The organism is Pararhizobium sp. LjRoot235, from assembly GCF_964254145.1.
Classification (GTDB): domain Bacteria; phylum Pseudomonadota; class Alphaproteobacteria; order Rhizobiales; family Rhizobiaceae; genus Pararhizobium.
In genome coordinates, this window is record NZ_CAXUSP020000001.1 from 2,898,857 (window position 1) to 2,924,319 (window position 25,463).

Sequence of the window (25,463 nt, forward strand, 5' to 3'; positions counted from 1 at the left end):
GCGCAGAAGCACGTCCTTGAAATGGCGCGAGTGACGGGGCTCGAACCCGCGACCTCCGGCGTGACAGGCCGGCACTCTAACCGACTGAGCTACACCCGCGCATTTCATTTCAAGCAATCCGGATGCTTTCGCATCCGCTCGAACCGGACTGGCCGCTTCGATGAGCGGCTAACTACGGGGTTCGTGTTTTAGTGTCAAGCGCGTTTGGAGACAAAACGATGACAGCCGGCGAATTGTTTCCACAGGGACGAAAAAGCACAATGGAAAACGCACCGGAGACGGGTGAGCCGCGCCTCTCCATCGCACTGGCGTCGACCGCCGCGCCGCTTTGGCCGCATCGCAGTTCCGCCAGTTTTCCACAACGCATTCATCGCCTTGTTGCCGGGCTTATTCACGATGGCCCGCAAAAAAATCAAAAAATCTTTGCAAACGCTCTTGCGGTTTTTCGCCGATACGCATAGATCACGGCCACCGACGCGGCGGACGCTGATCCTGCTTCGCGAAGGGCGATTAGCTCAGTTGGTAGAGCGCCTCGTTTACACCGAGGATGTCGGGAGTTCGAGTCTCTCATCGCCCACCATTTATCCCTTAAGCAAATGCATGACTACCATTGCGACATCACGCGTGGCTGTAAAAGGCTTTCTTGTGAACACCGCTCATCGCTCTTGCCAACGGATGGCGATACCACCATGTGTTGGCGGATGAAAATATGGGAACGATCGGGCTTCGTCCCCGGTTCGTCATGGTTGACCGGTTCACAAATAGGGGATGCGATGAGGAATGCGATTTTGATTGCAGCGCTTGCCGCCGGGCTTGCCGCCTGCGCTGCCATGCCGGAACTTGCGCCTATACCCGGCAGCATCACCTATAAAGGCCAGCCGGCAACAAAACTGAGCAAGGCGCCCGTCGGCAGCGTGGTGCGCCACCGACTGAACGACGAATACGGTCATCCCGCCGAAGAGACCTATGTCATCCAGCCGGACCGGTCGTTGCGGCTCGTGCGCAGAGAGACCGTATTCGACGGGAACGGCAACACGTCATTTTGAGCGACGCAGCAGACCTGCCGCCAGGAAACAGGGTTTCCGGCGGGAGCCTGTGACGTGGCCTGCAATGCGGACTTGCCGCGCCTGATTCAAACAGACGCGTGAAGCTCGTCAGACAATTTCCTTCTTGCGCACCGGCGTCTTGCGCTTCGGTTCTTCCGGTGCCTCGGGCAAATACGGCTTTTCCCCCTTCGGCGTCGGCGCAAGCAGGTTCTTCAGCGCCGATAGCCGATCCTTCAGCAACGGCCGGAACCGCGTCGCACGATAGGGCATGTCGTCCGCGCCGTAGCCTTCAGGGCCATCATCGGGGCCGCGGTGGATTTCCGCCAGCTTGACGCCGATGAACTCGCCATCGATATAGTGCTTGTAGGGCCCAACCCAGCGGATCGTATAGATCTGGCCCTTGCGGATACCCTGGTCGATCGAGACATGTTTGAACGTGTCGTTGATGCAGACGACCTTCTGTCCGACATGAAAATTGTACATCGCGAAATCCTTCTGCCCGGCTTCCATGTACGCGATTGCAGCCGGCAAGTTCCTTGCTATCAAATAACGCTGGCCGTGCTCGCATTGCAACGAACAAGTGCCGATGGCGCGCATACGACCAACCTCAAGCGAAAACACCTGCGCCTCGGTCACCCCAACCAGCCGCGATGACGCAGCCTTATCCGCCACGATACTGGCTGTCCGTCACATGCTCCATCCAGTCCACCGCTTTTCCGTCAAGCGCCTCCTGGATGGCGATATGGGTCATGGCCGTGGTAGCGGCCGCGCCGTGCCAGTGTTTTTCACCCGGCGGAAACCAGACGACGTCCCCTGTCCTGATCTCGCGGATAGGCTCGCCCCAGACCTGCGCCAGCCCGCTGCCGGCGGTGACGATCAAAGTCTGCCCGAGCGGGTGCGTGTGCCAGGCCGTGCGTGCGCCCGGTTCGAAGGTGACGGATGCGCTGCGCATACGGGCCGGTTCCGGCGCGTCCATGATCGGATCCAGCCGGACGCTGCCGGTAAAATAGTCTGGCGACGGCTTGACCGATGGCCGGGATCCGCAGGGTTTGATCTCCATGGCGATGACTCCTTGGTTTGACACATCTGTCATGCCGTTCGCCGCTTCAGGAATGGAAGCGGCGTTACGATGGATCATACCTTGCATATCACTGCCGCCGAATCGAGCCGTCACGGAGCGGCAAAACGACAAGCGACAGTCAAAGTGAATGGATCGTCACGTCCGGGCAGGCGGCACGGGCAATATCGCACAGGTGCTGATGGTGGGTGAGGTAGATCACCTGTCCGACCCGCGCCATGTCTGCCATCAGCGCGAAGGCATGTTGCGCGCGGCCGTCATCGAAGGTTTCCATGATGTCGTCAGCGATGAAGGGCAAAGATTCGCGCGTTGCCGCGACCTCGTGATAGCCGGCGATGCGCAACGCCAGATACAGCTGGAAACGAGTGCCCTTGGAAAGGTCGTCCGCCAGTTTCGAGCCGCCGCTGGCCGCGTTCGCGATCAGGAATTCCTTGCCGTTTTCCGCCTGGGTCGAAAGCCCGACATAATCGCCGCCGCTGATCGCGCTGAAGGCTGCCGAAGCCCGCTGCATCATCGCACTGCGATGCCGTTCGCGGTAGAGCCTGAGCGCTGTTTCGCCCGCAAGGATGCCGGTTTTAAGCCGCAGATAGGCGATCGCCCGCTCCTCGACTTCCGCCAGCAGGGTGCGGCGGCGTTCCTCGATATGGGCAGCCGCATCGCCGCCGCCAATTGCCGCCAGCGCCTTCTCCGCGTCACGCCGCTCAGCATGCAGTTCGCTGGCGTCTCGATCGCATTGCTCCCACCGCGACTGCAGTTCCGCCGCTTCCAGCCGCAGGCCCGCCTCGTCGACCGCGCTCAAAATCATCTCCGCTTCTTCGACACGCCCGACAGCCAGGCGCGCCGCCAAATCGGATTCGGCTTCGGCAATCCGCTCCCGCAGACGACCACGCGCCTTGGCTGTCTCCAGACATTCGGCGACTTCCGCGAGCGTGACGCAACCATAGAGATCGAGCATGCTTTGCTTCTGAGCGTCGTGTCGCCGCCGCGATTCGATCAAATCACGATGTTCTGACACACGCAGCTCAGTCTCATCCGAAATCCGCCGAAGCAACGCCTCCTTTTGTTCGGCATCGGCAAATCGCTGACCGATCACCCGAAAAGCAAGCAATGGCTCATCGGGCGCCGGCAATACGAGCCTTTCGGCGAGACAGGCGACGGCGGTCGCGAAGGCCACCTGATCCTTGCGCATGCCGTCGATGCGATGGTCCAGGTCGGACCTGCGCTGGATGAGCTTGTCCAGCTCTTGAAGGACGGCAAGGACGGCCACCGTTTCCTGGACAGCCAAGGCCCTTCCGTCCCTGGCAAGCCAGGTCGCACCGATTGTCTCATCCCACCGCGCGATCCAGCCTGCCATTTCGGTATCCGCCGAGGACCAGGCCGCATCGCGCGCGCGCAAAGCCGCCTGCGTCCGCTCCACCGTCTCCGCGGCGGCGGCATGGGCGCGATGTGCCGACTGCAGCGCCGTTATCGTGCGCTCGGCCAAGGCAAGTGCATCGTCCAGGCGCTCGGGGATGCCTTTTGTCACCTCGCGTTCCGCGAACGCCCTCGCCAGCCGTTCGAGCGCCCGTTCCTCGTCTTCTCTTGCGAGACGCAAATCCTGACGTACTGCGCGAAGCTGATTGCGCACGTCCAATACCACCGTCCGGCGGCTAAGCCAGGCAACCAGCTGATTGAGCTTTGTCTCTTCGGGAAGGCCACAGCCGCGAGCAGCCGCTGAAATCTCCTCCCTCAGCTCAGCGACCTCAGCGAGCACGGCCTGGTGCTGCTCATGAAACGCAGAAAGCTTTGCATTGCGCTCAGCGATGGAGAGGGAAAGCCCCCTCGCCGCAGCGAGATCTTCGGCCCGCGCCAGTCGCATCGCCGTCGCCTCATCGTCCTTGCGCAGGGCGGCTTCGAATGCGCGTGCAGTCTCGCAAACCAGGTTGGTCACATGGATCTTCCAGGCGTCATCCCGTTCCTGCCGCAACGTCCTGGCCATATCGTCGGCGGCAAAACCTCCGCTTCGCGTCAATTCCGCCAGCCGGGCTTCCTCCGCCGCAACCAGTGCCAACTCGTCGGCTATCCGGTCATCGAGCCGCTTCAGCTGTTCCGTCAACGCCGTTCGCCGCGCCGTCCACTCGGCGAGATCGGTGTCTTCGGGGATGGCAAGAGCCGCCAAACCGTCCGCGTCCAGCTGAGACGGGGCCAATGCCGCGAGCTTTTCGGCAAGCTGGCCGTCGATTAAGGCAAGCTGCCGGTTCGCCGCCTGCTGCCGCAGCAGGCAATCGTTCTGCCGCAGGCTTTTAAGGACATCGGCGAGATGCACCGGATCACCCGAGCCGGCGGCGCTACCCGATTCCGACAGGGCCGCATGTGCCTTCAGCGCCTCGCTGTTCGCCTCCACGGCAAGCTGCCGCTCCCGCACGGCGCTGACCAGTCGCTCGTTCAAGGCGGAATAGTTCTGCGCCAGGCCCTGAATACGGCCGGTGACGGCCACAGGCAGAATGAGGGTCGCTGGGTTCGCCACATCGGCACGGTCCAGGCGTACAAGACATACGGCAATGTCTGCACCGATCTTGCCGCTCTCGTCGAGGCGATTGGACATGTCGCTCGCAGCCGATATATGGCGCGCTTCCAGCCCGGAGCGCTCCAAGTCAAGGATATCGGCTGCAAGAGCAAGCACGGCTCCGTCCCGCTCGATGGCGGCAATCTCGGCGCTCCTGCGCTGGATATCCGCTTCCAGCTGTTCAAGGCGGGTCTCGATCTCGGTTTCCTGACGCTGCAGCTGCGGCAGCATGGTGTGCCAGATAGCCGGCGGTTCTGGCATGTCGCCGAAAGCGCCAAGCTCGGCGCGCAGGCCGCGCAGTCGAGCCAGAAGGGGAAGTCCCTCGATGCGGTCGCGGGCGTGGTCAAGGGAAACGCGCAGCTCTGCCCGTGCTTTCACCGCGGCCTCATGTCGTTCAGCAGCCGCGTCCCGCGCCTTGCGCAGCGCCGCAAACTCGCGCGCATTCACGTCGATTTTGCTCTTTTCGTCCTTCAGCGCATCGAGTTCCGCCTTCAACTCACCCAGTCGATGTTTTTGCCCTCGCGGCTTGTAAAAGGCATCGACCTGCGCTTTCAGGCCGGACAGGACGGCGCTGCTGTCCGGCAGGCCGGAACTGGCGGAAAACAAGAGAGTTCCAAGTTCCCCCTCACTTTTCAGGATGCTTTCGCCGCCCTTTTCGATGCTGTCGTCATCGAGCGAAAACATCATCTTGTAGGTCACCCGGTCGATCGAGCCGAGCGCTGCGGAAAACAGATTGTCCGGCACCGGCTGGTCATCCGGTCCGAGAAGCGTATTTTGCCGGCGCTTGATCCGCGCGACAGCCCGAGCGCTGCCGCCGACTGCGATCACGCCGCCAATCCGCATTGTCTCGTAGGGGTGCAAAAAACCGTAGGTGCTGCGGTTGTCGATGCCGAACAGCAGATCGAGAAAGGCGGAAAACAGCGTAGATTTCCCCGCCTCGTTCGGACCGTAGACGAGATGAAAATCCGGACTCTGATGGCGGGCATCACCAAAGTCGAGGCTGCGTCCGGTAAACTTGCCGTAGCGAACAAGGTCGAGACGATTGAGACGCATCAGCGGGCCGCCTCGCGTTCGCTGCCATGCAGATGGGCAAGCACATCATCGCTGCCGGCAGCCGCGATCGTTTCAACCAGCCGTGCGGCAGCGGCCTCATCGTTTGCCAAGGTCTCGCGCAGTTCACGCGGCAGCTGCAGCAATAGCTCGTCCAGCATCGCACCGGCTTCCTGGCGAAAGGCGTGCGACGGCAGCACGTCGGAACGGATCAGCGCTGCAAGTTCCTCGACAGGATCGGGCCCGGATGCCGTCCCTGCGCCTTCCGGCCCCCGGCAATCGATATCGATCTTCTCGATCCAGCAACCGCTCAGGCCCGCGGCGACATTGGACAGTTCGGCAAACAGGAAATCCGGATCGCGCCGGAGCTTCCAGGCAAGCGGCGTGGAACCGGTCAGGGAAATCCGCAGTATGAGATGATCGGCAATCGTTCGGTTTCTGAGCGATGACAGCGTTTCTGTCACCCTGTCCAGCATCTGGCGCCACTCCTGCGCACCGGCGAGATCAATCGCGACACGCTCGAACATCGCTTGCCCGATCGCGCATTCCTCGTGCATCAAGTATCCGTCGTCGCCGACGGTCACCAGCGTCACCGATTTCGGCCCGGCTTCGTTGATATCCCGTCCCTGCGGCATGCCCGGCATGACGATCAGCGGCTTTTCGGAGTGTATCTGCCTGCAATGCACGTGGCCCAGCGCCCAATAGTCGAAGCCGTGCCGCGTCAGTTCGGCGACGCTGCAGGGCGCGTAGGGATCATGCCCAGGCGTGCCGGCGAGGCTCGTGTGCAGCATGCCGATATTGACCGCATCCGCGATGGGCACCTGGAACCACGGCAGCAGGCTCTCGGGCGCATGCGGATTGGCAAAGCTGACACCGTGAATATAAACCTCGCGCCCATCCGCGAGCGTCTGGGCCTGAACAGTCTTGGCTTGGCCGGAAAACACATGGACGTTGGCCGGCAAGGTCAACTCGCGCGTCACCGTCGACTGGGAATCGTGATTGCCGCGGATCAGGAAGACGCGGATCCCAGCGGCCTCCAGCCGGCGCAGTTCGCCCGCCAGATAAAGCGCCGTGTTCATCGATGTCTGCGAGCCGTCGTAGAGGTCACCCGCAATCAGCAGGGCATCGACGTTTTCCGCCAGGCACAGGTCGACGATCCCTGCGAGCGCCGTCCGCGTCGCTCCCCGAACCAGTTCGGCAAGCTCCGGATTTTTCAGCGCCAGACTGCGCAAGGGGGAATCGAGATGAATGTCGGCGGTATGAACGAAGCGGAAAGGCATGACCGACCATGGCCTGCGGTCCGTGGTTGCGTCAATGCCGCGAACCGCTGCCCCGGCGACTATTCAGGCCTTTCACTGCTGCATGAGGAAGAACTGAAAAATAAACTTGACTATGCCGCTGGAAGTGCGGCCATTTGACATGGCACCTCATAATATCCATATAAAACCCATGAAATCCACGTTCGAAGTCTCCGACAAGCTCTTTGAGCTTTATCATCGCGTTCACCGGCTCATCAACGAATCGATGACCGAAGAAGGCGTGTCGCTGGCACGCAGCAAGTTTCTGTTTTTTTTGAGCAAGCTCGGCCCCTGCCGGTCGACTGACATAGCCTGCGCGCTCAACTTCGCGCCGCGCACCGTAACCGAAGCAATCGACGGGCTTGAACGCGACAAGCTGGTGGTGCGCGCACCCGATCCGGAAGATCGGCGGGCAAAGATCGTCTCGATCACCGACGTCGGCCGCATCGTGCTGGAGGCCGCCGAACATCCGCGAAAACAGCTGATCGAGGAAATCTTCTCGGCGCTCGATGACGAGCAGCTTGACCAGATGCACGACATCGTCAGTCGCCTCGTCGCCAAGGCCGACGAAATCCGCAAGCGCAAGGAAGACGGCGGGGACGAGATCGCCGCAGAATAGCCGGACCTCGCAGGTCGAATTGTAGTTGCAATAGACAAGGCCGGGACCATGATGTCCCGGCTTTTTCCGTTACCGGTACGGACGTAACAGAACAGCGTTCTGTGCGAATCGAAAAGAGGCCCGGGAAAACCCGGGCCCCAAATCAACCTGCTATCGAACCGCCGGCGTTGCCGCCACGGTGCTGCAGATGAAACATGAAACTTAGTTTACGGCGTCCTTCAGACCCTTGCCGGCAGAGAACTTCGGCACGTTTCGTGCCGGGATGTCTACTTCTGCGCCGGTGGACGGGTTGCGACCCTTGGATGCTTCGCGGCGGCTGACCGAGAAATTGCCGAAGCCGACGAGACGAACGTCACCGCCGTTCTTCAGTTCCACCTGGATAGCGTCGAAGATTGCATCAACTGCAGAAGATGCGTCCGTCTTCGAAAGTCCGGCCTTCTCGGCAACTGCTGACACGAGCTCATTCTTGTTCATGTTTCCACCCCTTTCAATACTGGTTCGAAACGACTCAAATTTTAAGCCGGGGGCAGCATACGCAAGACCCTCGCCTTGGCAAACCCAATCGCTCCGAATCCCATGGAATGCAAGGCTTTGCGGGAGGTTTTACATAAAAAAGACCGGCAAAAATGCCGGTCTTCCACTGTTTATGTGCCAAATCGATCCCCGTATGGTTGCGGGCATCATTTGACGTTCACGTCAAGTGCCTAGTGGGCAATCGACACTGCGGTGTCATCGGCTGGATCAGCAGCCGCGATCGGAACCACCTGCTTGGACGGATCCCACTCGATCGCCACCGGAACCCGCAACAGCGCGTGGCTCAGAACCTCGCCGATATGCGAAACCGGGATGATCTCCATGTTGTTCTTCACGTTGTCCGGAATGTCCGCCAGATCCTTGGCGTTTTCTTCCGGGATCAGCACCTTCTTGATGCCGCCGCGAAGTGCCGCAAGCAGCTTTTCCTTCAAACCGCCGATCGGCAGCACGCGGCCGCGCAGCGTAATTTCGCCGGTCATTGCCACGTCCTTGTTGACCGGGATGCCGGTCATGATCGAGACGATTGCCGTTGCCATGGCGACACCTGCGGACGGACCGTCCTTCGGCGTCGCACCTTCCGGCACGTGCACGTGGATATCGCTCCGATCGAACAATGGCGGCTCGATACCGAAATCGATGGCCCGCGAACGGACATAGGAGGCCGCCGCCGAGATCGATTCCTTCATCACGTCCCTGAGGTTACCGGTCACCGTCATGCGGCCCTTGCCAGGCATCATGACGCCTTCGATCGTCAGCAGTTCGCCGCCGACCTCGGTCCAGGCGAGACCCGTGACGACACCCACCTGGTCGGCGCGCTCGGCTTCGCCGTGGCGAAAGCGTGGAACGCCCAGATAGTCGTTGATGTTCTCTGCGGTAACCACAACCTTTTCGGTACGGCCTTTCAGGATTTCGGTCACGGCCTTGCGGGCGACCTTCATCAGTTCGCGCTCAAGGTTACGCACGCCGGCTTCGCGGGTGTAGGTCTGGATCACTGCCGAGATAGCACCGTCGGTTATCGAGAACTCCTTCGGCTGAAGCGCGTGATCGGCAATCGCCTTCGGCAAGAGGTGCCGCTTGGCGATCTCCAGCTTTTCCTCTTCCGTGTAACCGGCGATGCGGATCACTTCCATGCGGTCCATCAGCGGCGGCGGAATGTTCAGCGTGTTGGCCGTTGTGATGAACATCACGTTCGACAGGTCATATTCCACTTCGAGATAGTGGTCCATGAAGGTAAAGTTCTGTTCCGGATCCAGCACCTCGAGCAGGGCCGAGGACGGGTCGCCGCGGAAATCCTGGCCCATCTTGTCGATCTCGTCGAGCAGGAAGAGCGGATTGGACTTCTTCGCCTTCTTCATCGACTGGATGACCTTGCCGGGCATCGAGCCGATATAGGTGCGGCGGTGGCCGCGGATCTCGGCTTCGTCACGAACGCCGCCGAGTGCCATGCGGATATATTCACGGCCGGTCGCCTTGGCGATCGACTTGGCAAGCGAGGTCTTGCCGACGCCCGGAGGGCCGACGAGGCACAGGATCGGTCCTTTGATCTTCTGCGACCGCGCCTGCACGGCAAGATATTCGATGATCCGTTCCTTGACCTTGTCGAGACCGAAATGATCGTGTTCGAGCACCTGTTCGGCATGGTTGAGGTCGGTCTTGACCTTCGACTTCTTGCCCCACGGAATGCCGAGCAGCCAATCCAGATAATTGCGCACGACGGTGGCTTCCGCTGACATCGGGCTCATCTGGCGCAGCTTCTTGACTTCCGCGTCTGCCTTTTCACGGGCTTCCTTGGAAAGCTTGGTCTTGGTGATGCGGTCTTCCAACTCGGCCATCTCGTCGCGGCCTTCGTCGCCGTCACCGAGTTCCTTCTGGATCGCCTTCATCTGCTCGTTGAGGTAATATTCGCGTTGCGTCTTCTCCATCTGGCGCTTGACGCGCGAACGGATGCGCTTCTCGACTTGGAGAACGGAGATCTCGCCTTCCATGAAGCCAAGGGCCTTCTCGAGGCGCAGCTTGACGCTCGTCGTCTCGAGCATTTCCTGCTTTTCGACGATCTTGATGGAAAGATGCGAAGCAACCGTGTCGGCGAGCTTCGAATAGTCTTCGATCTGGCTGGCTGCGCCGACGACTTCCGGAGAAATCTTCTTGTTGAGCTTCACATAGCTCTCGAATTCGGAGACCACGGAGCGGCTGAGCGCCTCGATCTCGACCGGATCCTCTTCAGGCTCCGGCAGCGCATGCGCCATTGCTTCGTAGAACTCTTCGCGATGGGTATAGCCGTCGATCTCGGCGCGCGAACGCCCTTCGACCAGAACCTTGACGGTGCCGTCAGGCAGCTTCAGGAGCTGCAGCACGTTGGCGATCGTGCCGATCTGATAGATCGCAGAGGCTTCCGGATCGTCGTCGCTCGCATTGATCTGGGTGGCAAGCATGATCTGCTTGTCGGTGCCCATGACCTCTTCCAGCGCGCGGATCGATTTTTCACGGCCGACAAACAGAGGCACGATCATGTGCGGGAACACCACGATGTCGCGCAGCGGCAGCACCGGATAGGTCGCGCTCTCGATTGCCGGAGACGTTTTGTTCGTCATGTCATTTCCTTTCCGTCCCGTTTCCGGGCCCGTTACCCGAAGCGTTCAAGGGCGCTCCCGGTTCTCATTCTTTCCACTGTCACGTGGAGTGTGTGACGTCTGTTTTCAACCCCTTGCCGAAGACCGGCGTGGGAGGCGCCGTAGCTGGGCATTAAATGGCATCAGACTGTCGCGGACCTTGCCGCGGGATTGAAGCGCACACGACCTGCATCAGGTAAGCCGATGCGGAATCATAACATAATTGCGTTGTTGGCCACGTTTAGCAATCGCCGATTCTACCCATTGCTCGTCCGTTGGCGATATCTGCCACGTTTCCTGTGCATCCGAGCCCTGCAATGCACGCAAGGCTCGCGGGACTGCTTCGGCTTTGCACCATGGCGGGAGTCTTCGTCCCCGATGTATTACATATGCCCCACAAAAAAGGCCCGCACGTGGCGGGCCTCTTCAACTTACGTCGGATGCGGATCAGGCCGAAACGTTGGCCTTCTCTTCCGAGCGCTCCGAATAGATGTAGAGCGGACGGGCAGAACCCTTGACCACCTCGTCGGAGATGACCACTTCACGCACGCCTTCCAGCGTCGGCAGCTCGAACATGGTGTCGAGCAGGATCTTTTCCATGATCGAGCGCAGGCCGCGGGCGCCGGTCTTGCGCACGATCGCCTTGCGGGCAATCTCGCGCAGCGCATCCTCGTGGAAGGTCAGTTCGACGTCTTCCATCTCGAACAGGCGCTGGTACTGCTTGATCAGTGCGTTCTTCGGCTCGGACAGGATCTGGATCAGGGCCGGTTCGTCGAGGTCCTCGAGCGTTGCAAGCACGGGCAGGCGGCCAATGAATTCCGGGATCAGGCCGAACTTTACCAGGTCTTCGGGCTCGAGCTCGCGCAGGACTTCGCCAACGCGGCGATCTTCCGGTGCGCGCACCGCGGCACCGAAGCCGATCGAGGTCTTTTCGCCGCGCGCCGAGATGATCTTGTCCAGGCCGGCAAAAGCGCCGCCGCAGATGAACAGGATGTTGGTCGTATCCACCTGCAGGAACTCCTGCTGCGGATGCTTGCGGCCACCCTGGGGCGGAACCGAAGCGACCGTGCCTTCCATGATCTTCAGAAGTGCCTGCTGCACGCCCTCGCCCGACACGTCGCGGGTGATCGACGGGTTATCGGACTTGCGCGAGATCTTATCGACTTCGTCGATGTAGACGATGCCGCGCTGCGCCCGCTCGACATTGTAGTCGGCCGACTGCAGCAGCTTCAGGATGATATTTTCGACGTCCTCGCCGACATAGCCGGCTTCGGTCAGCGTCGTCGCGTCAGCCATCGTGAACGGCACGTCGATGATGCGCGCCAGCGTCTGGGCCAGATAGGTCTTGCCGCAACCGGTCGGGCCGACGAGCATGATGTTGGATTTCGCCAACTCGACGTCGGTGCCCTTGGCGGCATGTGCCAGGCGCTTGTAGTGGTTGTGGACGGCGACCGACAGGATGCGCTTGGCCTGCTGCTGACCGATCACATATTCGTCGAGCACCTTGATGATCTCCTGCGGCGTCGGAACGCCGTCACGGGATTTGACCATCGAGGTCTTGTTCTCTTCGCGGATGATGTCCATGCAGAGCTCGACGCACTCATCACAGATGAACACGGTCGGTCCGGCAATCAGCTTGCGGACCTCATGCTGGCTCTTGCCGCAGAAGGAACAATAAAGGGTATTCTTCGAGTCACCGCCGTTGCTACCGCTGACTTTGCTCATATCACTTTCCTTCCAGCACGCCGGACACCTCCTGAAAGGTGAAACGGACTACTCAACCCGTTCCGCAATTCTTTCCGCCTTCATGCGCGAAAATGCGGCACTTTCGGGAGTACGAACCGGCTTCAAACAACCACGTTTGATGTCCGGCAGCAACGAATCTCCCACCGAATACCGAATGCTAGGACCTCAAACTTCAACATAGCATTAACGGTCAATATTAACGGCTTTGGCCTGCGGATAAAGCCCTATCAGGGATACAAATGTGTCACAAATGCATCTATCCGCACACAAAAGCTTGAAATCAAGCCTGCTCGGCCATTTCCATGGCCTCACGCGAGGTGATGACCTTGTCGACGACACCCCAGCTAAGTGCTTCATCCGCACTCATAAAATGGTCACGGTCAAGCGTCTGTTCAACCTCTTCATAGGTCCGGCCGGTGTGCTTGACATAGACTTCGTTCAGGCGGCGCTTCATTTTCAGGATATCGCGGGCATGCCGTTCGATGTCGGAGGCCTGGCCCTGGAAGCCGCCGGAAGGCTGATGAACCATGATGCGGGCGTTCGGCGTCGCAAAGCGCATGTCCTTGTGACCGGCAGCCAGGAGCAGCGAGCCCATCGAGGCGGCCTGGCCGATGCAAAGCGTCGAGACGGCAGGCTTGATGAACTGCATCGTATCGTAGATCGCCATACCTGCTGTCACCACACCACCGGGAGAATTGATGTAGAGGGCGATTTCCTTCTTCGGGTTCTCGGCCTCGAGGAACAGCAGCTGGGCGCAGATCAGCGTTGCCATCTGGTCTTCCACGGCACCCGTCAAAAAGATGATGCGCTCTTTCAGAAGGCGCGAGAAAATGTCGTAGGAACGTTCGCCGCGATTGGTCTGTTCAACGACCATCGGCACCAGAGCCATGGCGGTATCAACGGGATTTCTCATGTCAAACCTTTGTCTAGCTGGCGCGCAAACTCTCCTGCGCACCGGGAATCATCGGGAATATCTCGCTTCATACATAGAGTGTCCAAGTACCCCACTTCAAGTCGCGAACGCTGCATAACGTTAATACCGCCGCAGCCCAACATTTCCGTCACGCCACATTCATGCACGATCCTTTAGCGATTCCTAAGGAGCGCGATACGGGCCCGGTCGCTTTTTGAACGTTTTCACACAGGCATTCGGGCTTTCAGGGTAAAAAATGGGTAAATTGAGGTCAAAGCTGGGATTCGATCGGCAGGATGCTGATGATCCCTGCGGTCAGGCGGCGCAGGAGCCCGGCCTCCGGCTCGCGGCGAAGCACACGCGGCGTGTTGTTCTCGGTGTCGTGCCAGCGCAGACGGCCTTCCTCGAGGGTCAGCCGGAAGCTGTTGGCCGGGCGCGTCTCCTCCTCGAAGACCGCCTCGACTTCATCAACAAGCCCCCGATGGGTGAAGAGCACGCCCATTTCCGTATTCAACGACGCCGAGCGCGGATCGAAGTTCAGCGAGCCGACGAAGGCCGTCCTGCCGTCGACCGTGAAAGCCTTGGTATGAAGGCTGGCGCCCCGCGACCCGAACAGCGACATGCGCCTGGGGTCGCGGAATTCGTGGACCGCCTTCAATTCGAACAGCGTCGCACCGCTCTTCAGCAGCGCCTTGCGATAATTGACGTAGGCGCCGTGAACCGCCGCGACATCGGTTGCGGCAAGCGAGTTCGTCAGGACCGACACCTTGACCCGTCGCGCGACGAGCCTCGCAATTTCGGCGATGCCCTGGCTGCCGGGAATGAAATAGGGAGAAATGATCCGCACTTCCTGCCGTGCACACGTGAGAACCGGCATCAGTTCGCGCATGATCCAGTTGTTATGCTTCTGTAGAAATGCCTTCTCAGGCGGATCGGAGACGAGCCTGGCGTCACCTGTCCAGTGAAGGGGCTCTGCTGTCGGCATCCAGCCGCCGTGCTTCATTGCCGCATCAATATGCGTCAGATAGTGCTGACCGCCTGATGTCGCCGCGATCCTTTCGAGCTTCGCCCTGAACGCCGGCAGATAGTGCTTGCGCAGCGTCCGCAATGATCCAATCGGCAGCACGACAGGGCTGTTCCAGTAGCAGTCGAAGACCGTAGCTGCTTCCATAGCCACAGGGCCGAGCATCCAGACATCGAGATCGCGGAAATTCGCCTGCTCGCCCGCGTCGAAATAGGCGTCGCCAATGTTGCGGCCGCCGGCGATCACCAGATGGCCATCGGCGATCCACTGCTTGTTGTGCATACGCCGGGAGGTGCGCAGAGGCCGCAGCATCATCTCCAAACCGCGCCTGAAGCGATCGGTCCGTGCCCGGCTTGGATTGAACAGACGTACCTCGATGTTCGGATGGGCATCGAGCGACAGGCACATGCGATCGTGCAGGCCGGCGTTGATGTCGTCGAGCAGCAGGCGCACGCGAACGCCGCGGTCGGCAGCGGCGAGCACCTCGCGGGTCAGCATCCACCCGGTCAGGTCATTCTTCCAGTAATAATACTGCAGATCGAGACTGCGCCCCGCTTTGCGGGCTGACAGGGCGCGAAGGGCAAAGGCCGACATATTGTCGGAGATCAGCGAGACGCCATTTTGTCCCCCGTTTTCGTCAAGCAGCGGCGCCGCCAGCCGATCGAGCTCGGTTTGATCCCTTTGCGGGTTCAGCGCGCTCGACGCCGGCCCATGCAGCCGCCGCCCGAAACGGCCATAGGCATAGACCAGGATCAACGCCAACAGGCCGGATGCAAAAACAGAGAGAGCAACGATAGCGGCACGCATGAGACGACAACCTGTGCGTCAGGATTGAGCCGCGGAAACCGCTTCGGCCATAGTCGTACCGGTGCCGGCAAGCGCGGCCTTCAGATCAATATAGGCCTTGATCGGCAGATGATCAGATGCCACCCGCGAAAGCGGCGTATTGTGCACCTCGACGGCTGTGACCAGATTATGTGGGCTGCCCAACACCCGATCGAGCGCCAAGAGGGGAAAACGCGAGGGAAAACTCGGCACCGCAGTCGCAGCGTGATCGAAAACAGGACTGAGGAAGCGCAACGCCGAGCGAGGCCCCAGCCGCCATTCGTTGAGATCGCCTATCAAAAGCGTCGGTCGCTCCTCCGCCTCGCTGATGGCGGCCAGGATCGCCTCCGCCTGCCGGGCACGGGAATGCCTGAGCAGGCCGAAATGGGCGGCGATGATCCTGAGCGGCCCGTGCTTGAGATCGAGATCGACGACGAGCGCGCCGCGCGGCTCGACGCCGGGCAGGTCCAGTTGATGAACCTTGGCGACGGCGCCCTCGCGCAACAACAGCACATTGCCATGCCAGCCATGCCCCTTGGACGAAAAGGCGGCGATCGGCACCGAAATAAGGTGACACTCCCGATGCAGCCGTTCCAGATCAAGAAGCCCTGCCCGCTCCCCGAAACGCTGATCGACCTCTTGCAGCGCTATGATGTCGGCGCCGATTTCGCCGATGACTTCCGTGGTCCGCCCCGGATCAAAACGGCTGTCTGTGCCGACGCATTTATGGATGTTGTAGGAGGCGATCACGGTGTCGCCGCGCTCCCCTGCGGGATCCCGGCCGGCAAGCGCGACGCGCTTTCCACGGATCGCGGCCAAGATGCCGGCTGACAGGCTGTTGTGCGACGAAGCCATAGTCTCTCTCTGGTCCTGCCGTTCATCGTGCAAAAATAGACATGCCGCGCTGCAAGGCAAGGCGGTATCCGGCAAATGCGAACTTTTGAACGTCTACGCCCCAACTTCGAGTGGCGATATCTAGGCATCGTCCCGACAATTTTCTTGCCGAGGACGCTGCTTGAACCATAGATCAGGTCAACACCTGTTCCATCCAGCGAGAATTCCTCCATGTCTGCGCCCTCAGCACTTTCCATCAACCCAGCGAGCCGGCATGTCAGCATCGACGTGCGCAATCCGGCCTTCTATCAGGAGCCGCTGTCGGCCTACGCCGCCTTGCATGCGCAATGTCCCGCCTTCGTCTGGGAAGAGCAGCAGCAATGGTATTTTGCAGGCTACGATCAGGTGAACGGCCTTTTGCGAGATCGCCGCTTCGGCCGCCAGATCCTGCATGTGGCCACGCGCGAGGAACTCGGGCTGACGGAGCCGAAGCCCCATCTTGAGGATTTCGACCGGCTGGAACGCTACTCGCTGCTCGAACTGGAGCCGCCGGCCCACACGCGGCTTCGGACCCTCGTCAACCGCGCCTTCGTCTCGCGCCAGATCGAACAGCTGCGTCCGGAAATCGCCACACTCGCACACTCGATCATCGACGGCTTCGAAAAGGACGGCGAAGTCGAGTTGCTGAAGACCTATGCCGAGATCATTCCGGTAACGGTGATCGCACGCATGCTCGGCATGCCGGTGGACATGGCGCCGAAGCTGCTCGACTGGTCGCACCGCATGGTGCGCATGTACATGTTCAATCCGACGCTCGAAACCGAGCTTGACGCCAATGAAGCATCGGCCGAGTTCAGCGTCTATCTGAAGAGCATCATCGACTGGAAACGTGACAATCCGGCCGATGATCTCCTCACGCATATGATCACCACCGAGAAGGACGGCGAGCGGCTGTCCGACGACGAACTCATCTCGACGGCGGCTCTTCTGCTCAATGCCGGCCACGAGGCGACCGTGCACCAACTCGGCAACGCCGTGCGCGTTCTGCTCGAGAAAGGCACGCCCGCGGAACAGGCTTTTGCTGACGATACTGCCACCGAGCGCACGATCGAGGAGTGCATGCGCTATGCCGCACCGCTGCACGTCTTCCAGCGCTACGCCCTCTTTGATATCGAGCTTGAGGACGGCATCAGCCTCAGGAAGGGCGACAAGATCGGCCTGCTGCTTGCCGCCGCCAATGTCGATCCGACAAAATTCTCCGATCCCCTGACCTTCCGCCCCGACCGCAACGAGGGGCCGCACCTCTCCTTCGGCGCGGGCCTGCATTTCTGCATCGGCGCGCCGCTCGCAAGGCTGGAACTGAAGCTGTCGCTGCCGATCCTGTTTGAGCGGCTTCCTGGGCTGCGGTTGAAAACCGTGCCGCAGGTCAAGGACAGTTACCATTTCCACGGGCTGGAGCGGCTGGAGCTGGCGTGGTGAGACAGGCCCACCATGCCCGTCAGCCGCGCGGGGTAAGAACATAGGCAGGCACCGGATGCTCGATGCCCTTGAGCACAAGTAGCCGCGTGGCAGCAAGGACGACAAGATCCTGCGCCTGCGCCGCAGCTTCATCGGAGACCAGAATCTCGCCCCCGGCCGCCTGGGATTCAAGACGGGCGGTCAAGTTTACCGTACCGCCAATCGCCGTGAAGTCGCTGCGGAAGGTTGAGAACTCCCCAATTTCGACCTGACCGGTGTGGACGCCGACACCAACGCCGAATGCGTCGATCGGAACTGCTGCACCGCGCGCTTTCATTTCCTCAAGCACCGAACCGCAGCGCCGCTGAATGTCGATCGCCGCCGCGATCGCAGCTTTGGCATGGTGCTCGTTTTTGATTGGAAAATTGAAGATCGCCATCAGGCCATCGCCCATCTGTTTGTTGACGATCCCATCGCAGGCCCAGATGGCCTGGGCGCACTGGTCCTGAAAGGCGCTGACGATGTCGATGAGGGTGACGGCGTCCATCCGCTCGGACAAATGGGTATAGCCGCGGATGTCGGCAAAAAGGATTGTGGCGGTGGCGGAGATGTGCCGCTGCTTTTTGACGTAACGGAAAGACCGTTCGCAGATCGTGCAGATGTTCGGGTTCATCTTGCTGCGCGTGATGCCGCAGACGCGAAATGGAACTGCCAGCGGCCCCTTGATAGGGATCGGCACGTGCATCTGATCCCAGCAGCCCCGGCAGATGAGGGCTTGTTCGTGTGCGGTCGACCGCATTGACTAGACACCCCGATTTGCCAGGCACCCTCTACAAGCGTGCTCGCGTGAGCCAGACTGTCCCTTTCGATAGCGTTTGGCAAGGTTGAGCCGCGCCGTTCCGTTTAAACCCGAATGACATAATCCTTGCGAGTCGTTTCAATGACTTCCCAGGTTCCCTTGAAGCCGGGTCTGAGGATCATGCTGTAGCCGGCCTTGAGATGCGTCTCGGCGCCACCCTCTTCGGTGACGACGGAATAGCCGGAGAGGATGTGGAAATACTCCCACTCCTCATAAACGATCCGCCACTTTCCCGGCGTCGCCTCCCAGATGCCGGCATAAATGCCGCCATCGGCTTCCTCGAAATTCCAGGTGCGGAACTGCGGATTGCCGGAAATCAGACGATCCGGCGCAGGTCCGCCGATCTCCGGTTCAAGCGACGATGGATCGAATATCAGCGCGTGGATCATGATGGCTCCATCGGAGAAACGGCCTGTGTCCCGGCCATCTTAAACTCAGTCAAATGTGGTTCATCAGGTACGTCCGGCAGGTGAACCGTTGTAAACTAACGATAAATCTGTCGAGAACATTTCGGCTCTTTGGGCCGTTCATCACATACCTACAATCTGCTCGCCAAGAACATCACATACCAGAGGTCAGCTTTGCAACCTATGCAAGCGCCCTCTCCTACCCCTGAAAACAAGGGCTCTCGACCAACATTGCCGACATGTGGAACGCCTAGTCGACGACCCTGAAAAACTCGACAGCTGCAGACTCAACCGACCCACGGCTAACTGATTCTTCCGTTCGGTGCACCCGCTCGATACTGGACGACTTTATGGCTCTTGGACGGTTTGGCGTTGGCTTACCTCTTTGCAAAAATCCGTTGCCGAGTTGCTCGGCGCGCGTTCAGGAGTTCGGTCTAAATGACACGATTCCTTTAACTGTCGAAGGTTGATTACGAGGGGGATCAATGCGAACGCCGCTGCTCCGGCCAATCCAGCTCCGATGACGACCCACAGCGACCCGTGCACGCCGATCCCCGCCATGGACGTCGACATCAGCACTGGCGCGATGGCTGAAGTCACCTGCTTCGCCGACGTGCACCATCCGAGCCTGCTGCCGTAGCCATTGCGGCCGAATAGTTCGAGGGGCAACGTTCCGCCGACGATGCTTGTCAGCCCCGACCCCAAGCCCATGCAGATGGCGAAGACGACGGCTCCGGCGAACCATGGAATAGTTGAAAGCAGGATAATGATACCAATCGGCATCAGCACGGCTGCGATGACCGCCAACCACATCTGGGGAAGGCCGCCGCCGAACACCAGGTTTATCAGGCGGCTGGCCACCTGTGCAGGACCGAAGAGCGAGGCTATCAGCAAGCCTGCGGTACCAAGGCCCAGCGCCTGCGTGAGGGGCACCATGTGGACCAGCATCGCCGAGAGGGCGTAACCTTCGACGGCGAAACCGAGGAGCATGAGAACGAAAATCAGGGTGCCGTTGCTCAAAGGGTTCGCGCTTTCCTCCGTCGGAGGTGCGGTGCGAGCCGCCACCACGGCCCCGGAGGTGAGGCGAGCAAGTCCGATATGGACGGGCAGGCAGACGAGAACGTGCATGGTGGCATACAGCACCAAGACTTCCCGCCAGGACATAAAGCCGTGCAACCATGTCGTAAGAGGCCAGAACAGGGATGATGCGAAACCCGCGATCAAGGTGAGATGGACGATCGAGGTCTGCGATTTCCTGCCACCAGCCTGCACGATCGCGGTGAAGGCGATCGAATAGAGAACCCCCGCGGAGACGACCTGCATCAGCGTGAGCGATACAGCGAAACCTACCGCTCCGGACGACATCGCCGTCAGGACCAGCGTCAGCGCCGAACCTATCGATCCGAACGCCATCACCCTTCCCGCCCCCCATCGGTCTGCGAGCTTGCCGGACATGGGAGCGGCGAATGCTCCAACCAGCAGTGCCAGGGAGAAGGCTCCAAATACCCATTGCGCAGACACAGCCAGATCACGCGCGATGTCGGGAACGAGAATGCTCAGGCAATAGTAGAGCGTGCCGTAGCCAATGATCTGTGTCGCCCCCAGTCCGGAGAGCGCCCACACTGGCAGTTTCGCTTCCAACATCGTCAAACGCTCTCGACCACTCTCTCCGGCGCAGCCGTCGAGCCACATCCACATCCCGACTTTCCTTCGTCCTTTGCAACTGCGTCCGCGACGCAGCAGGCGTCATCACGCGCCGGAGCCGGGCCACCGCAACATCCGCCGGATGTAGTCTTGACGGCGACCGAGCAGACCCCGGTTTCCGGTCTCGAGGAGTGTGCGGGCCGCGTCATCGATGTTGTACTTCCATGGCGAGAAGACCCGCACATGTCCCCAGGAGAGCAATGCCGAACCGACGCTTTCACCCTTCTCGAAGATGATTGGACGGAGATTTCGGGAAACAAGATGCGCCGCTGCGGCAAGTCCGACTGGTCCTGCCCCGATGACTGCGACCGGAAGTTCGTTCTTCGACATCATTATGCACTCCTTCGATACTTCCAGAATGATAGAATTTTAAGTTCAAAAAAAGAGTCAGGCCGCGACTTCGTCCGCCTTCGCCGCACATTTGGCATCCGCGCAGCATTCGTTCACGAGGTAGCCGATAAGGGTATTCATGTTGCCGTAGTTGGCCGTGCAGATGAGCGTCGTCGCCTGCCTCTCCTGGACGACCAGGCCTGTGTCGACGAGCTTCTTCAGGTGATGTGACAGCGTCGAAGCTGCAATGTCGATTTTCTCCTGAAGTCGACCTACGGGCATGCCCTCCTCGCCCGCTCGCACCAGCGCCCGGTAAATCCGGAGGCGCGTCACGTTGCCGAGAGCTTCGAGTTGGGATGCTGCTTTTTCGATAATCATGGAAATAAGCTAGCTCTACCCGCGGGGACCGTCAAGAGGGTATTTCGGCAAATATCGAAATAAGCCAAGGACTACCTGACGATTTGGATGTCGTGCTCATCTACCACCACATCCTCTGTTCGAAATTGGAACGAAGTCCAATGACAAACAATGCGCCCCACCTTGCGCGCCTGCATACGCGGACGGCCGAATGGTTGAGCAGGTCGGAGCAATCTGCTTTCGCACAGGTCTTCAAGGAAGCACCGAAGTCCTACTTGTCACGGAGAGATCGGCGTCATGGATTGTGCATTAGCAGGTCCGGCATGCGGGCGGACATCCCTCAAGTCGGGAGAAGACCACCGTCCAGCAAGGACCGATCCTCGGACTCGCGATAAAGTTCTAGTCGCAGGCAATCAAAATGGGCGCTCCGCCGAACGCGCGCCGCGCGTCCGAGTTTGGGCCACTATGAGGGACCCCGCTCCTCGACGAAATTGGCCGCCCCTGGGCTACTCTATGAAAAACCCGGCTGACCAGGCCGGGTTCTCGACTATAAGCGGCGGTTGAGCCCGCTAGTGCGTGGTGCTGTCTATAAGTGCATCGATGAGTTTGATCTGCGAGCGCGTGCCGCGCTTGTACTCGTTGATCAATATCTTCGCTTCTGCAGTCGCTTCCTTGCGCGGAATGCGATGCTGTGTGCACCAAGCGTCAAGAACCGACTGGAGCATATTGAGGTCTTTTGGCGGTATTGCGATATCGGAATTCTGCATCATTTTCCTCCCAGGAATTGACATCTTTTTTGTGAGAAGCCGCCTCCCTGCGGCCTCCGGCGCATGCAACTTTAGTCTAAAGTAATAGGGGTACAAGATGAAAATGTGGCATTTGAGGTGAGGTACGTACCCGTTTTCCTAAACCGCCGGTCGAGACCAATAGGGTCGAGCCAGGGACTGAAGGGGCATATCCTCAAGTGGTCGTTTTCAACGGACCCGAAGCACTGAAGTTACTGCCAGAAACGTGGGTTGGGCAGAGAAGCCTGAACGAAGGACAGAACATCGATCTGCCGAAGCAACGATGATCCGAATGGCGCACACCCTCTGTCACAGAGTTGTTTCCCGCTCACGACGGCTCATCTCCGCCTGATACTCGTGCTCCCGCTCGGGCCAAGTGCCTTTGATAAAGGCTATCACGGCGCGGATATCGTCGTCGCTCATGATATTCCCGAAGCCCGGCATATCGCTTTGGTAACCCCCGCCGACAACTGCTGCCGGTCCTTCCCTGGTAATGCGGAAGAGTACGCCGTCCGCATGACGCCAGGTGTGGCCGGATGCATCGTGCGGCGGCGCGGGCATGCGTCCGGAGGGCAGCGGGCTTTTCCAGTCCCGCTGGCCTTCGAGGTTCGCTCCGTGACAGGTGGCGCAATGCTTGGCATAGAGCGTCTTCCCAAGCGCGAATGTGGGTGGCCGAGGCATCGCCGTTCGAAGTCTGAGCGGCCAGCCAGGGCCATGCCCCTACGAGCCCCAAGCCCGCCGCGGCAATTCCCAGCACTGTGAAGAGAACCGTCCTCACCGACATCGGTGCCTAGCTCCCCCGTGCCGATGCGATCAGCCGCTTCATCCCGCCCGCGTCGGTCAGTCCTCGCACGATCTCCCGACCCGCGACGAAGCTCGGCGTACCCGAGATACGCAACGCCTGTGCGAGCGCGATGTTGCGCCTGATGGTTTCGTCAATTGCCGGGTCCTTCATGTCTTGCTTCAATTTCTTGACATCGAGACCCACATCGGATGCGACTTCGAGGCTGGAAGTTTCCGTTATGCGGCCCTGGTAGGCCATCATCGCCTTGTGGAAGGCGAGGTATTTGCCCTGCTTCTGGCTTGCGAGCGCCGCTCGGGCGGCGAAGACCGAGCCGGGACCGAGGATCGGATATTCCTTGAAAACAAGGCGCAGTTCCTTGTCCTCCTGCTCGAGTCTATCGAGCATCGGCGTCGCCTGACGGCAGTACGGGCAGTTGTAATCGAAGAACTCCACGATGATGGCGTCGCCCTGAGGATTGGCTCCGAGCGGAGAATCGGGATCGTTGAAGATTTCATCGCGCCGTTCTGAGATGACCGCAGTCACTTCGCTCTCAGCCGCAGCCTGCCGACGGAGTTCCATGCCGTTGATGGATTCGACGATCACCCCGGGGTTGTTGAGCAGATAGGCGCGCAGTTGACGCTCGAGATTGTCGGTACCGCGAAGCGGTGGAAGAATTCCCGCCGCGAACAGCAGCGCCAGGGCGGAGAACACGACCGACAGCCCGGCCAGGGCAAATGTGGCCAACACCAAGGCTCTCAGGCCCCTCGACTGCTTCCCAGTGTTGGCGTTCGGCTCGGGCGAGCCGGATGCCAAATCTTTCGGCCCGTCTGCTACCATGGAAGCGATCCTTTGAGCTTGTCCCAAAAGCCGGGTCGCGGGTGCGGATGCGGTTTTTGGGTCCGGTTTGTCAGCGCATTGATGAAGACGACAAGATTGACCGGCTCGAACTTCAGCCCGTGAAACCGGGCGCGAAGACGGCCGTCCTGGTCGATCACGTGGGTGACGATCCCGTGCATCTGCATGCCGTCCTCGCCTTCCGTAAATTTGAGTCCGTAGGCTTCGGCGATCTTGCGGGTCGTGTCCTCGGGCCTGTCCATCGCAGACGTCAGGAAAACCCAATTTACGGAATCGAGTCCGTGCGCCTTGCCATAGTCGCTGAGGACCGGCCCGAAGTCGCGCTTCGGGTCAGTGGTGATGGTAACGAACTCGACCATCTCCTTCATCGGCGTCTGGTTGACCATCTTCTGAATCTCGGCGATCCGTTCCGCATGCAGCGGACAGATGTCGGGACAGTTGGTGTAGACGAAATTCAGGACGACGACCTTGCCGCGGAGATCGGAAAGGCTGACGGCACGCCCGTCCGCGTCCCGCAACGAGAACCCGGGCGCCTCGCCGTCGACGGCCTGGAAATATTTCTCCTTCTCACGGAGGTCCTGGTCGACCTCCTCGAGCGAGTGCGCCGAGGCGGGGGCGATCAACGCGATCATCATGGCGATCGCCAGCACTGCCAAGTGAAGGACCCGCGCGGGGGGAACGACGAAGGGTCCGGAAGCAAAGTCGGTCATGGCGTACTTTCCTTTTTCTCGGGGACGGCCCTGCGTCCCGTCTCCCTTTCGACGATCGGCTTGAGGAACGCGACCATGTCCTTCGCGTCCCATTCGGCGGGTCCCATCAGACGGCCGAGTTCGCGCCCCTCGGGGTCGATCAGGATTGTCGTAGGCAATCCGACCGCCGCAAGGGCGGAGAGCGCCTGACCGCTGGCGTCGACGTGGACGGCGAGGTTCCGCACCCCGATCTCCGAGTAGAACGTCTTCACCGCCTCCGCTCCCTGGCGGTCGACCGACAGTGCGACGACCTCGAAGCCGCCGCCGCCCAGCGCCGCCTGAAGCCGATCGAGGGTGGGCATCTCCTTGCGGCATGGCAGGCACCAGGTTGCCCACATGTTGAGCAAGACGACTTTGCCACGGAAATCCGCGAGCGCGCGCGGACGCCCTTCGTCATCGGTGAACTGGACTTCCGGCAGGGAACTGGGGACCTCGTTCAGTACGAAGCCTTTTGGAGTGCCCTCAAGCGCCGGGGCGACGGGGGAGCGGAGCATGAATATGCCCGCAAGCCCGGCGCAGCCGATGACCACCAGCAGAAGCATCATCCAGCGGCGCGAGGCGGACGCGCCTGATCGGTCGACTGAGACGGTGCGGGTCATCCTGGTCATTCCGTCGCGTAAACGTCCTGTGACTTGCCGTCCTTAGGCACGGTGTAGATCACGAATTTTTCAGTCTTGGTGCCGGTCATGCCAGGCGATCCCATCGGCATGCCCGGCAGGGTGATGCCGGCGATCGCGGGCTTCTCGGTGAGGAGCTTGCGGACGACGTTGACGGGCACGTGGCCGTCGATGACGTAGCCGTCGATGAACATCGTGTGGCAGCCTTCCATCCCTTCCGGCACGCCGGCCTTGTGGCTGATCTCGAGGAGGTCGTTGGTCGGCTTGATGTCGACAGTGAAGCCGTTGTCGCGGAGATAGGCGGCATAACCCTCGCAGCAGCCGCACTGCGGGTTCCTGTAGAGCGTCGCCTGAAGCGGTTCGGCGAGGGCAGGTGACGCGAAGGCGATGAGAGCGGTGAGGCTGGCGAAGCGGATTGTACGGTTCATTTCGGTTTC

25 protein-coding genes and 2 tRNA genes are annotated in these 25,463 nt (G+C 60.3%); 5 read left to right on the plus strand and 22 right to left on the minus strand.

Annotation, left to right across the window (positions count from 1 at the left end; genetic code table 11):
- Nucleotides 1–22: 22 nt before the first annotated feature.
- A tRNA-Asp gene (locus tag ACSQ2Z_RS13985) sits at nucleotides 23–99 on the minus strand.
- A 119-nt stretch (nucleotides 100–218) separates the two neighbouring features.
- On the opposite strand from ACSQ2Z_RS13985, the gene ACSQ2Z_RS13990 reads away from it, so the two are divergent.
- The 3 genes from ACSQ2Z_RS13990 (at nucleotide 219) to ACSQ2Z_RS14000 (ending at nucleotide 1,046) form a co-directional block, all read left to right on the plus strand.
- A complete protein-coding gene (locus ACSQ2Z_RS13990) occupies nucleotides 219–461 on the plus strand; it encodes a hypothetical protein (protein ID WP_436081741.1) in 243 nt (80 codons plus the stop codon).
- A 43-nt stretch (nucleotides 462–504) separates the two neighbouring features.
- Nucleotides 505–580: transfer RNA gene (locus tag ACSQ2Z_RS13995), tRNA-Val, on the plus strand.
- A 193-nt stretch (nucleotides 581–773) separates the two neighbouring features.
- Nucleotides 774–1,046 carry a hypothetical protein gene (locus ACSQ2Z_RS14000; protein ID WP_436081742.1) on the plus strand — a complete coding sequence of 91 codons (273 nt, stop codon included), beginning with the start codon at nucleotides 774–776 and terminating at the stop codon, nucleotides 1,044–1,046.
- Between the two features lie 108 nt (nucleotides 1,047–1,154).
- Here ACSQ2Z_RS14000 and ACSQ2Z_RS14005 read toward each other — a convergent pair whose 3' ends face one another.
- The 4 genes from ACSQ2Z_RS14005 to ACSQ2Z_RS14020 form a co-directional block, all read right to left on the minus strand.
- Complete coding sequence (locus ACSQ2Z_RS14005; RefSeq protein WP_436083079.1) at nucleotides 1,155–1,529, minus strand: CAP-Gly domain protein; 375 nt, start codon at nucleotides 1,527–1,529, stop codon at nucleotides 1,155–1,157.
- 178 nt (nucleotides 1,530–1,707) lie between these two features.
- Nucleotides 1,708–2,106: a (R)-mandelonitrile lyase gene (locus ACSQ2Z_RS14010; RefSeq protein WP_436081743.1), complete on the minus strand. Its 399-nt coding sequence runs from the start codon at nucleotides 2,104–2,106 to the stop codon at nucleotides 1,708–1,710.
- 139 nt (nucleotides 2,107–2,245) lie between these two features.
- Entirely contained in the window at nucleotides 2,246–5,722 is a 3,477-nt protein-coding gene (locus ACSQ2Z_RS14015) for an AAA family ATPase (protein ID WP_436081744.1), read from the minus strand.
- Nucleotides 5,722–6,999: a metallophosphoesterase family protein gene (locus ACSQ2Z_RS14020; RefSeq protein ID WP_436081745.1), complete on the minus strand. Its 1,278-nt coding sequence runs from the start codon at nucleotides 6,997–6,999 to the stop codon at nucleotides 5,722–5,724. The genes ACSQ2Z_RS14015 and ACSQ2Z_RS14020 overlap by 1 nt, the downstream gene beginning before the upstream one ends.
- Before the next feature lie 169 nt (nucleotides 7,000–7,168).
- Here ACSQ2Z_RS14020 and ACSQ2Z_RS14025 point away from each other — a divergent pair, with 169 nt between their 5' ends.
- Entirely contained in the window at nucleotides 7,169–7,636 is a 468-nt protein-coding gene (locus ACSQ2Z_RS14025; protein ID WP_436081746.1) for a MarR family winged helix-turn-helix transcriptional regulator, read from the plus strand.
- Nucleotides 7,637–7,837: 201 nt separating this feature from the next.
- Here ACSQ2Z_RS14025 and hupB read toward each other — a convergent pair whose 3' ends face one another.
- The 6 genes from hupB to ACSQ2Z_RS14055 form a co-directional block, all read right to left on the minus strand.
- Complete coding sequence (gene hupB / locus ACSQ2Z_RS14030; protein WP_037121853.1) at nucleotides 7,838–8,110, minus strand: DNA-binding protein HupB; 273 nt, start codon at nucleotides 8,108–8,110, stop codon at nucleotides 7,838–7,840.
- Between the two features lie 230 nt (nucleotides 8,111–8,340).
- Nucleotides 8,341–10,761 carry an endopeptidase La gene (gene lon / locus ACSQ2Z_RS14035; protein WP_436081747.1) on the minus strand — a complete coding sequence of 807 codons (2,421 nt, stop codon included), beginning with the start codon at nucleotides 10,759–10,761 and terminating at the stop codon, nucleotides 8,341–8,343.
- Between the two features lie 465 nt (nucleotides 10,762–11,226).
- Nucleotides 11,227–12,504, minus strand: coding sequence for an ATP-dependent Clp protease ATP-binding subunit ClpX (clpX, locus tag ACSQ2Z_RS14040; RefSeq protein WP_037121850.1), 1,278 nt, complete (start codon nucleotides 12,502–12,504; stop codon nucleotides 11,227–11,229).
- A 301-nt stretch (nucleotides 12,505–12,805) separates the two neighbouring features.
- The gene (clpP, locus tag ACSQ2Z_RS14045; RefSeq protein WP_436081748.1) at nucleotides 12,806–13,438 is read right to left on the minus strand and encodes an ATP-dependent Clp endopeptidase proteolytic subunit ClpP; all 633 of its coding nucleotides are present in this window, start codon (nucleotides 13,436–13,438) and stop codon (nucleotides 12,806–12,808) included.
- Nucleotides 13,439–13,709: 271 nt separating this feature from the next.
- Nucleotides 13,710–15,269, minus strand: coding sequence for a phospholipase D family protein (locus ACSQ2Z_RS14050; protein WP_436081749.1), 1,560 nt, complete (start codon nucleotides 15,267–15,269; stop codon nucleotides 13,710–13,712).
- A gap of 18 nt (nucleotides 15,270–15,287) precedes the next feature.
- Nucleotides 15,288–16,142 (minus strand): endonuclease/exonuclease/phosphatase family protein, encoded by an 855-nt coding sequence (locus ACSQ2Z_RS14055; RefSeq protein ID WP_436081750.1) that lies wholly within the window; start codon nucleotides 16,140–16,142, stop codon nucleotides 15,288–15,290.
- 210 nt (nucleotides 16,143–16,352) lie between these two features.
- Here ACSQ2Z_RS14055 and ACSQ2Z_RS14060 point away from each other — a divergent pair, with 210 nt between their 5' ends.
- On the plus strand, nucleotides 16,353–17,600 hold the full coding sequence (locus ACSQ2Z_RS14060) for a cytochrome P450 (protein WP_436081751.1): 1,248 nt from the start codon (nucleotides 16,353–16,355) through the stop codon (nucleotides 17,598–17,600).
- A gap of 19 nt (nucleotides 17,601–17,619) precedes the next feature.
- On the opposite strand, the gene ACSQ2Z_RS14065 is transcribed toward ACSQ2Z_RS14060, so the two are convergent.
- The 11 genes from ACSQ2Z_RS14065 to ACSQ2Z_RS14115 form a co-directional block, all read right to left on the minus strand.
- A complete protein-coding gene (locus ACSQ2Z_RS14065; protein WP_436081752.1) occupies nucleotides 17,620–18,378 on the minus strand; it encodes an adenylate/guanylate cyclase domain-containing protein in 759 nt (252 codons plus the stop codon).
- Between the two features lie 104 nt (nucleotides 18,379–18,482).
- A complete protein-coding gene (locus tag ACSQ2Z_RS14070; RefSeq protein WP_436081753.1) occupies nucleotides 18,483–18,827 on the minus strand; it encodes a cupin domain-containing protein in 345 nt (114 codons plus the stop codon).
- A 366-nt stretch (nucleotides 18,828–19,193) separates the two neighbouring features.
- Entirely contained in the window at nucleotides 19,194–20,543 is a 1,350-nt protein-coding gene (arsK, locus tag ACSQ2Z_RS14075) for an arsenite efflux MFS transporter ArsK (RefSeq protein WP_436081754.1), read from the minus strand.
- Between the two features lie 51 nt (nucleotides 20,544–20,594).
- Nucleotides 20,595–20,879 carry an FAD-dependent oxidoreductase gene (locus ACSQ2Z_RS14080; RefSeq protein WP_436081755.1) on the minus strand — a complete coding sequence of 95 codons (285 nt, stop codon included), beginning with the start codon at nucleotides 20,877–20,879 and terminating at the stop codon, nucleotides 20,595–20,597.
- 57 nt (nucleotides 20,880–20,936) lie between these two features.
- Nucleotides 20,937–21,257: an ArsR/SmtB family transcription factor gene (locus ACSQ2Z_RS14085; RefSeq protein WP_436081756.1), complete on the minus strand. Its 321-nt coding sequence runs from the start codon at nucleotides 21,255–21,257 to the stop codon at nucleotides 20,937–20,939.
- A 548-nt stretch (nucleotides 21,258–21,805) separates the two neighbouring features.
- Complete coding sequence (locus ACSQ2Z_RS14090) at nucleotides 21,806–22,003, minus strand: hypothetical protein (protein ID WP_436081757.1); 198 nt, start codon at nucleotides 22,001–22,003, stop codon at nucleotides 21,806–21,808.
- A gap of 327 nt (nucleotides 22,004–22,330) precedes the next feature.
- Nucleotides 22,331–22,702 carry a c-type cytochrome gene (locus ACSQ2Z_RS14095; protein ID WP_436081758.1) on the minus strand — a complete coding sequence of 124 codons (372 nt, stop codon included), beginning with the start codon at nucleotides 22,700–22,702 and terminating at the stop codon, nucleotides 22,331–22,333.
- 109 nt (nucleotides 22,703–22,811) lie between these two features.
- Nucleotides 22,812–23,642 carry a DsbA family protein gene (locus ACSQ2Z_RS14100; RefSeq protein WP_436081759.1) on the minus strand — a complete coding sequence of 277 codons (831 nt, stop codon included), beginning with the start codon at nucleotides 23,640–23,642 and terminating at the stop codon, nucleotides 22,812–22,814.
- Entirely contained in the window at nucleotides 23,636–24,370 is a 735-nt protein-coding gene (locus ACSQ2Z_RS14105) for an SCO family protein (protein ID WP_436081760.1), read from the minus strand. The genes ACSQ2Z_RS14100 and ACSQ2Z_RS14105 overlap by 7 nt, the downstream gene beginning before the upstream one ends.
- Entirely contained in the window at nucleotides 24,367–25,008 is a 642-nt protein-coding gene (locus ACSQ2Z_RS14110) for a TlpA family protein disulfide reductase (RefSeq protein WP_436081761.1), read from the minus strand. Before ACSQ2Z_RS14110 ends, ACSQ2Z_RS14105 begins: the two co-directional genes overlap by 4 nt.
- A gap of 5 nt (nucleotides 25,009–25,013) precedes the next feature.
- A complete protein-coding gene (locus tag ACSQ2Z_RS14115) occupies nucleotides 25,014–25,454 on the minus strand; it encodes a DUF411 domain-containing protein (protein ID WP_436081762.1) in 441 nt (146 codons plus the stop codon).
- Nucleotides 25,455–25,463: the final 9 nt, after the last annotated feature.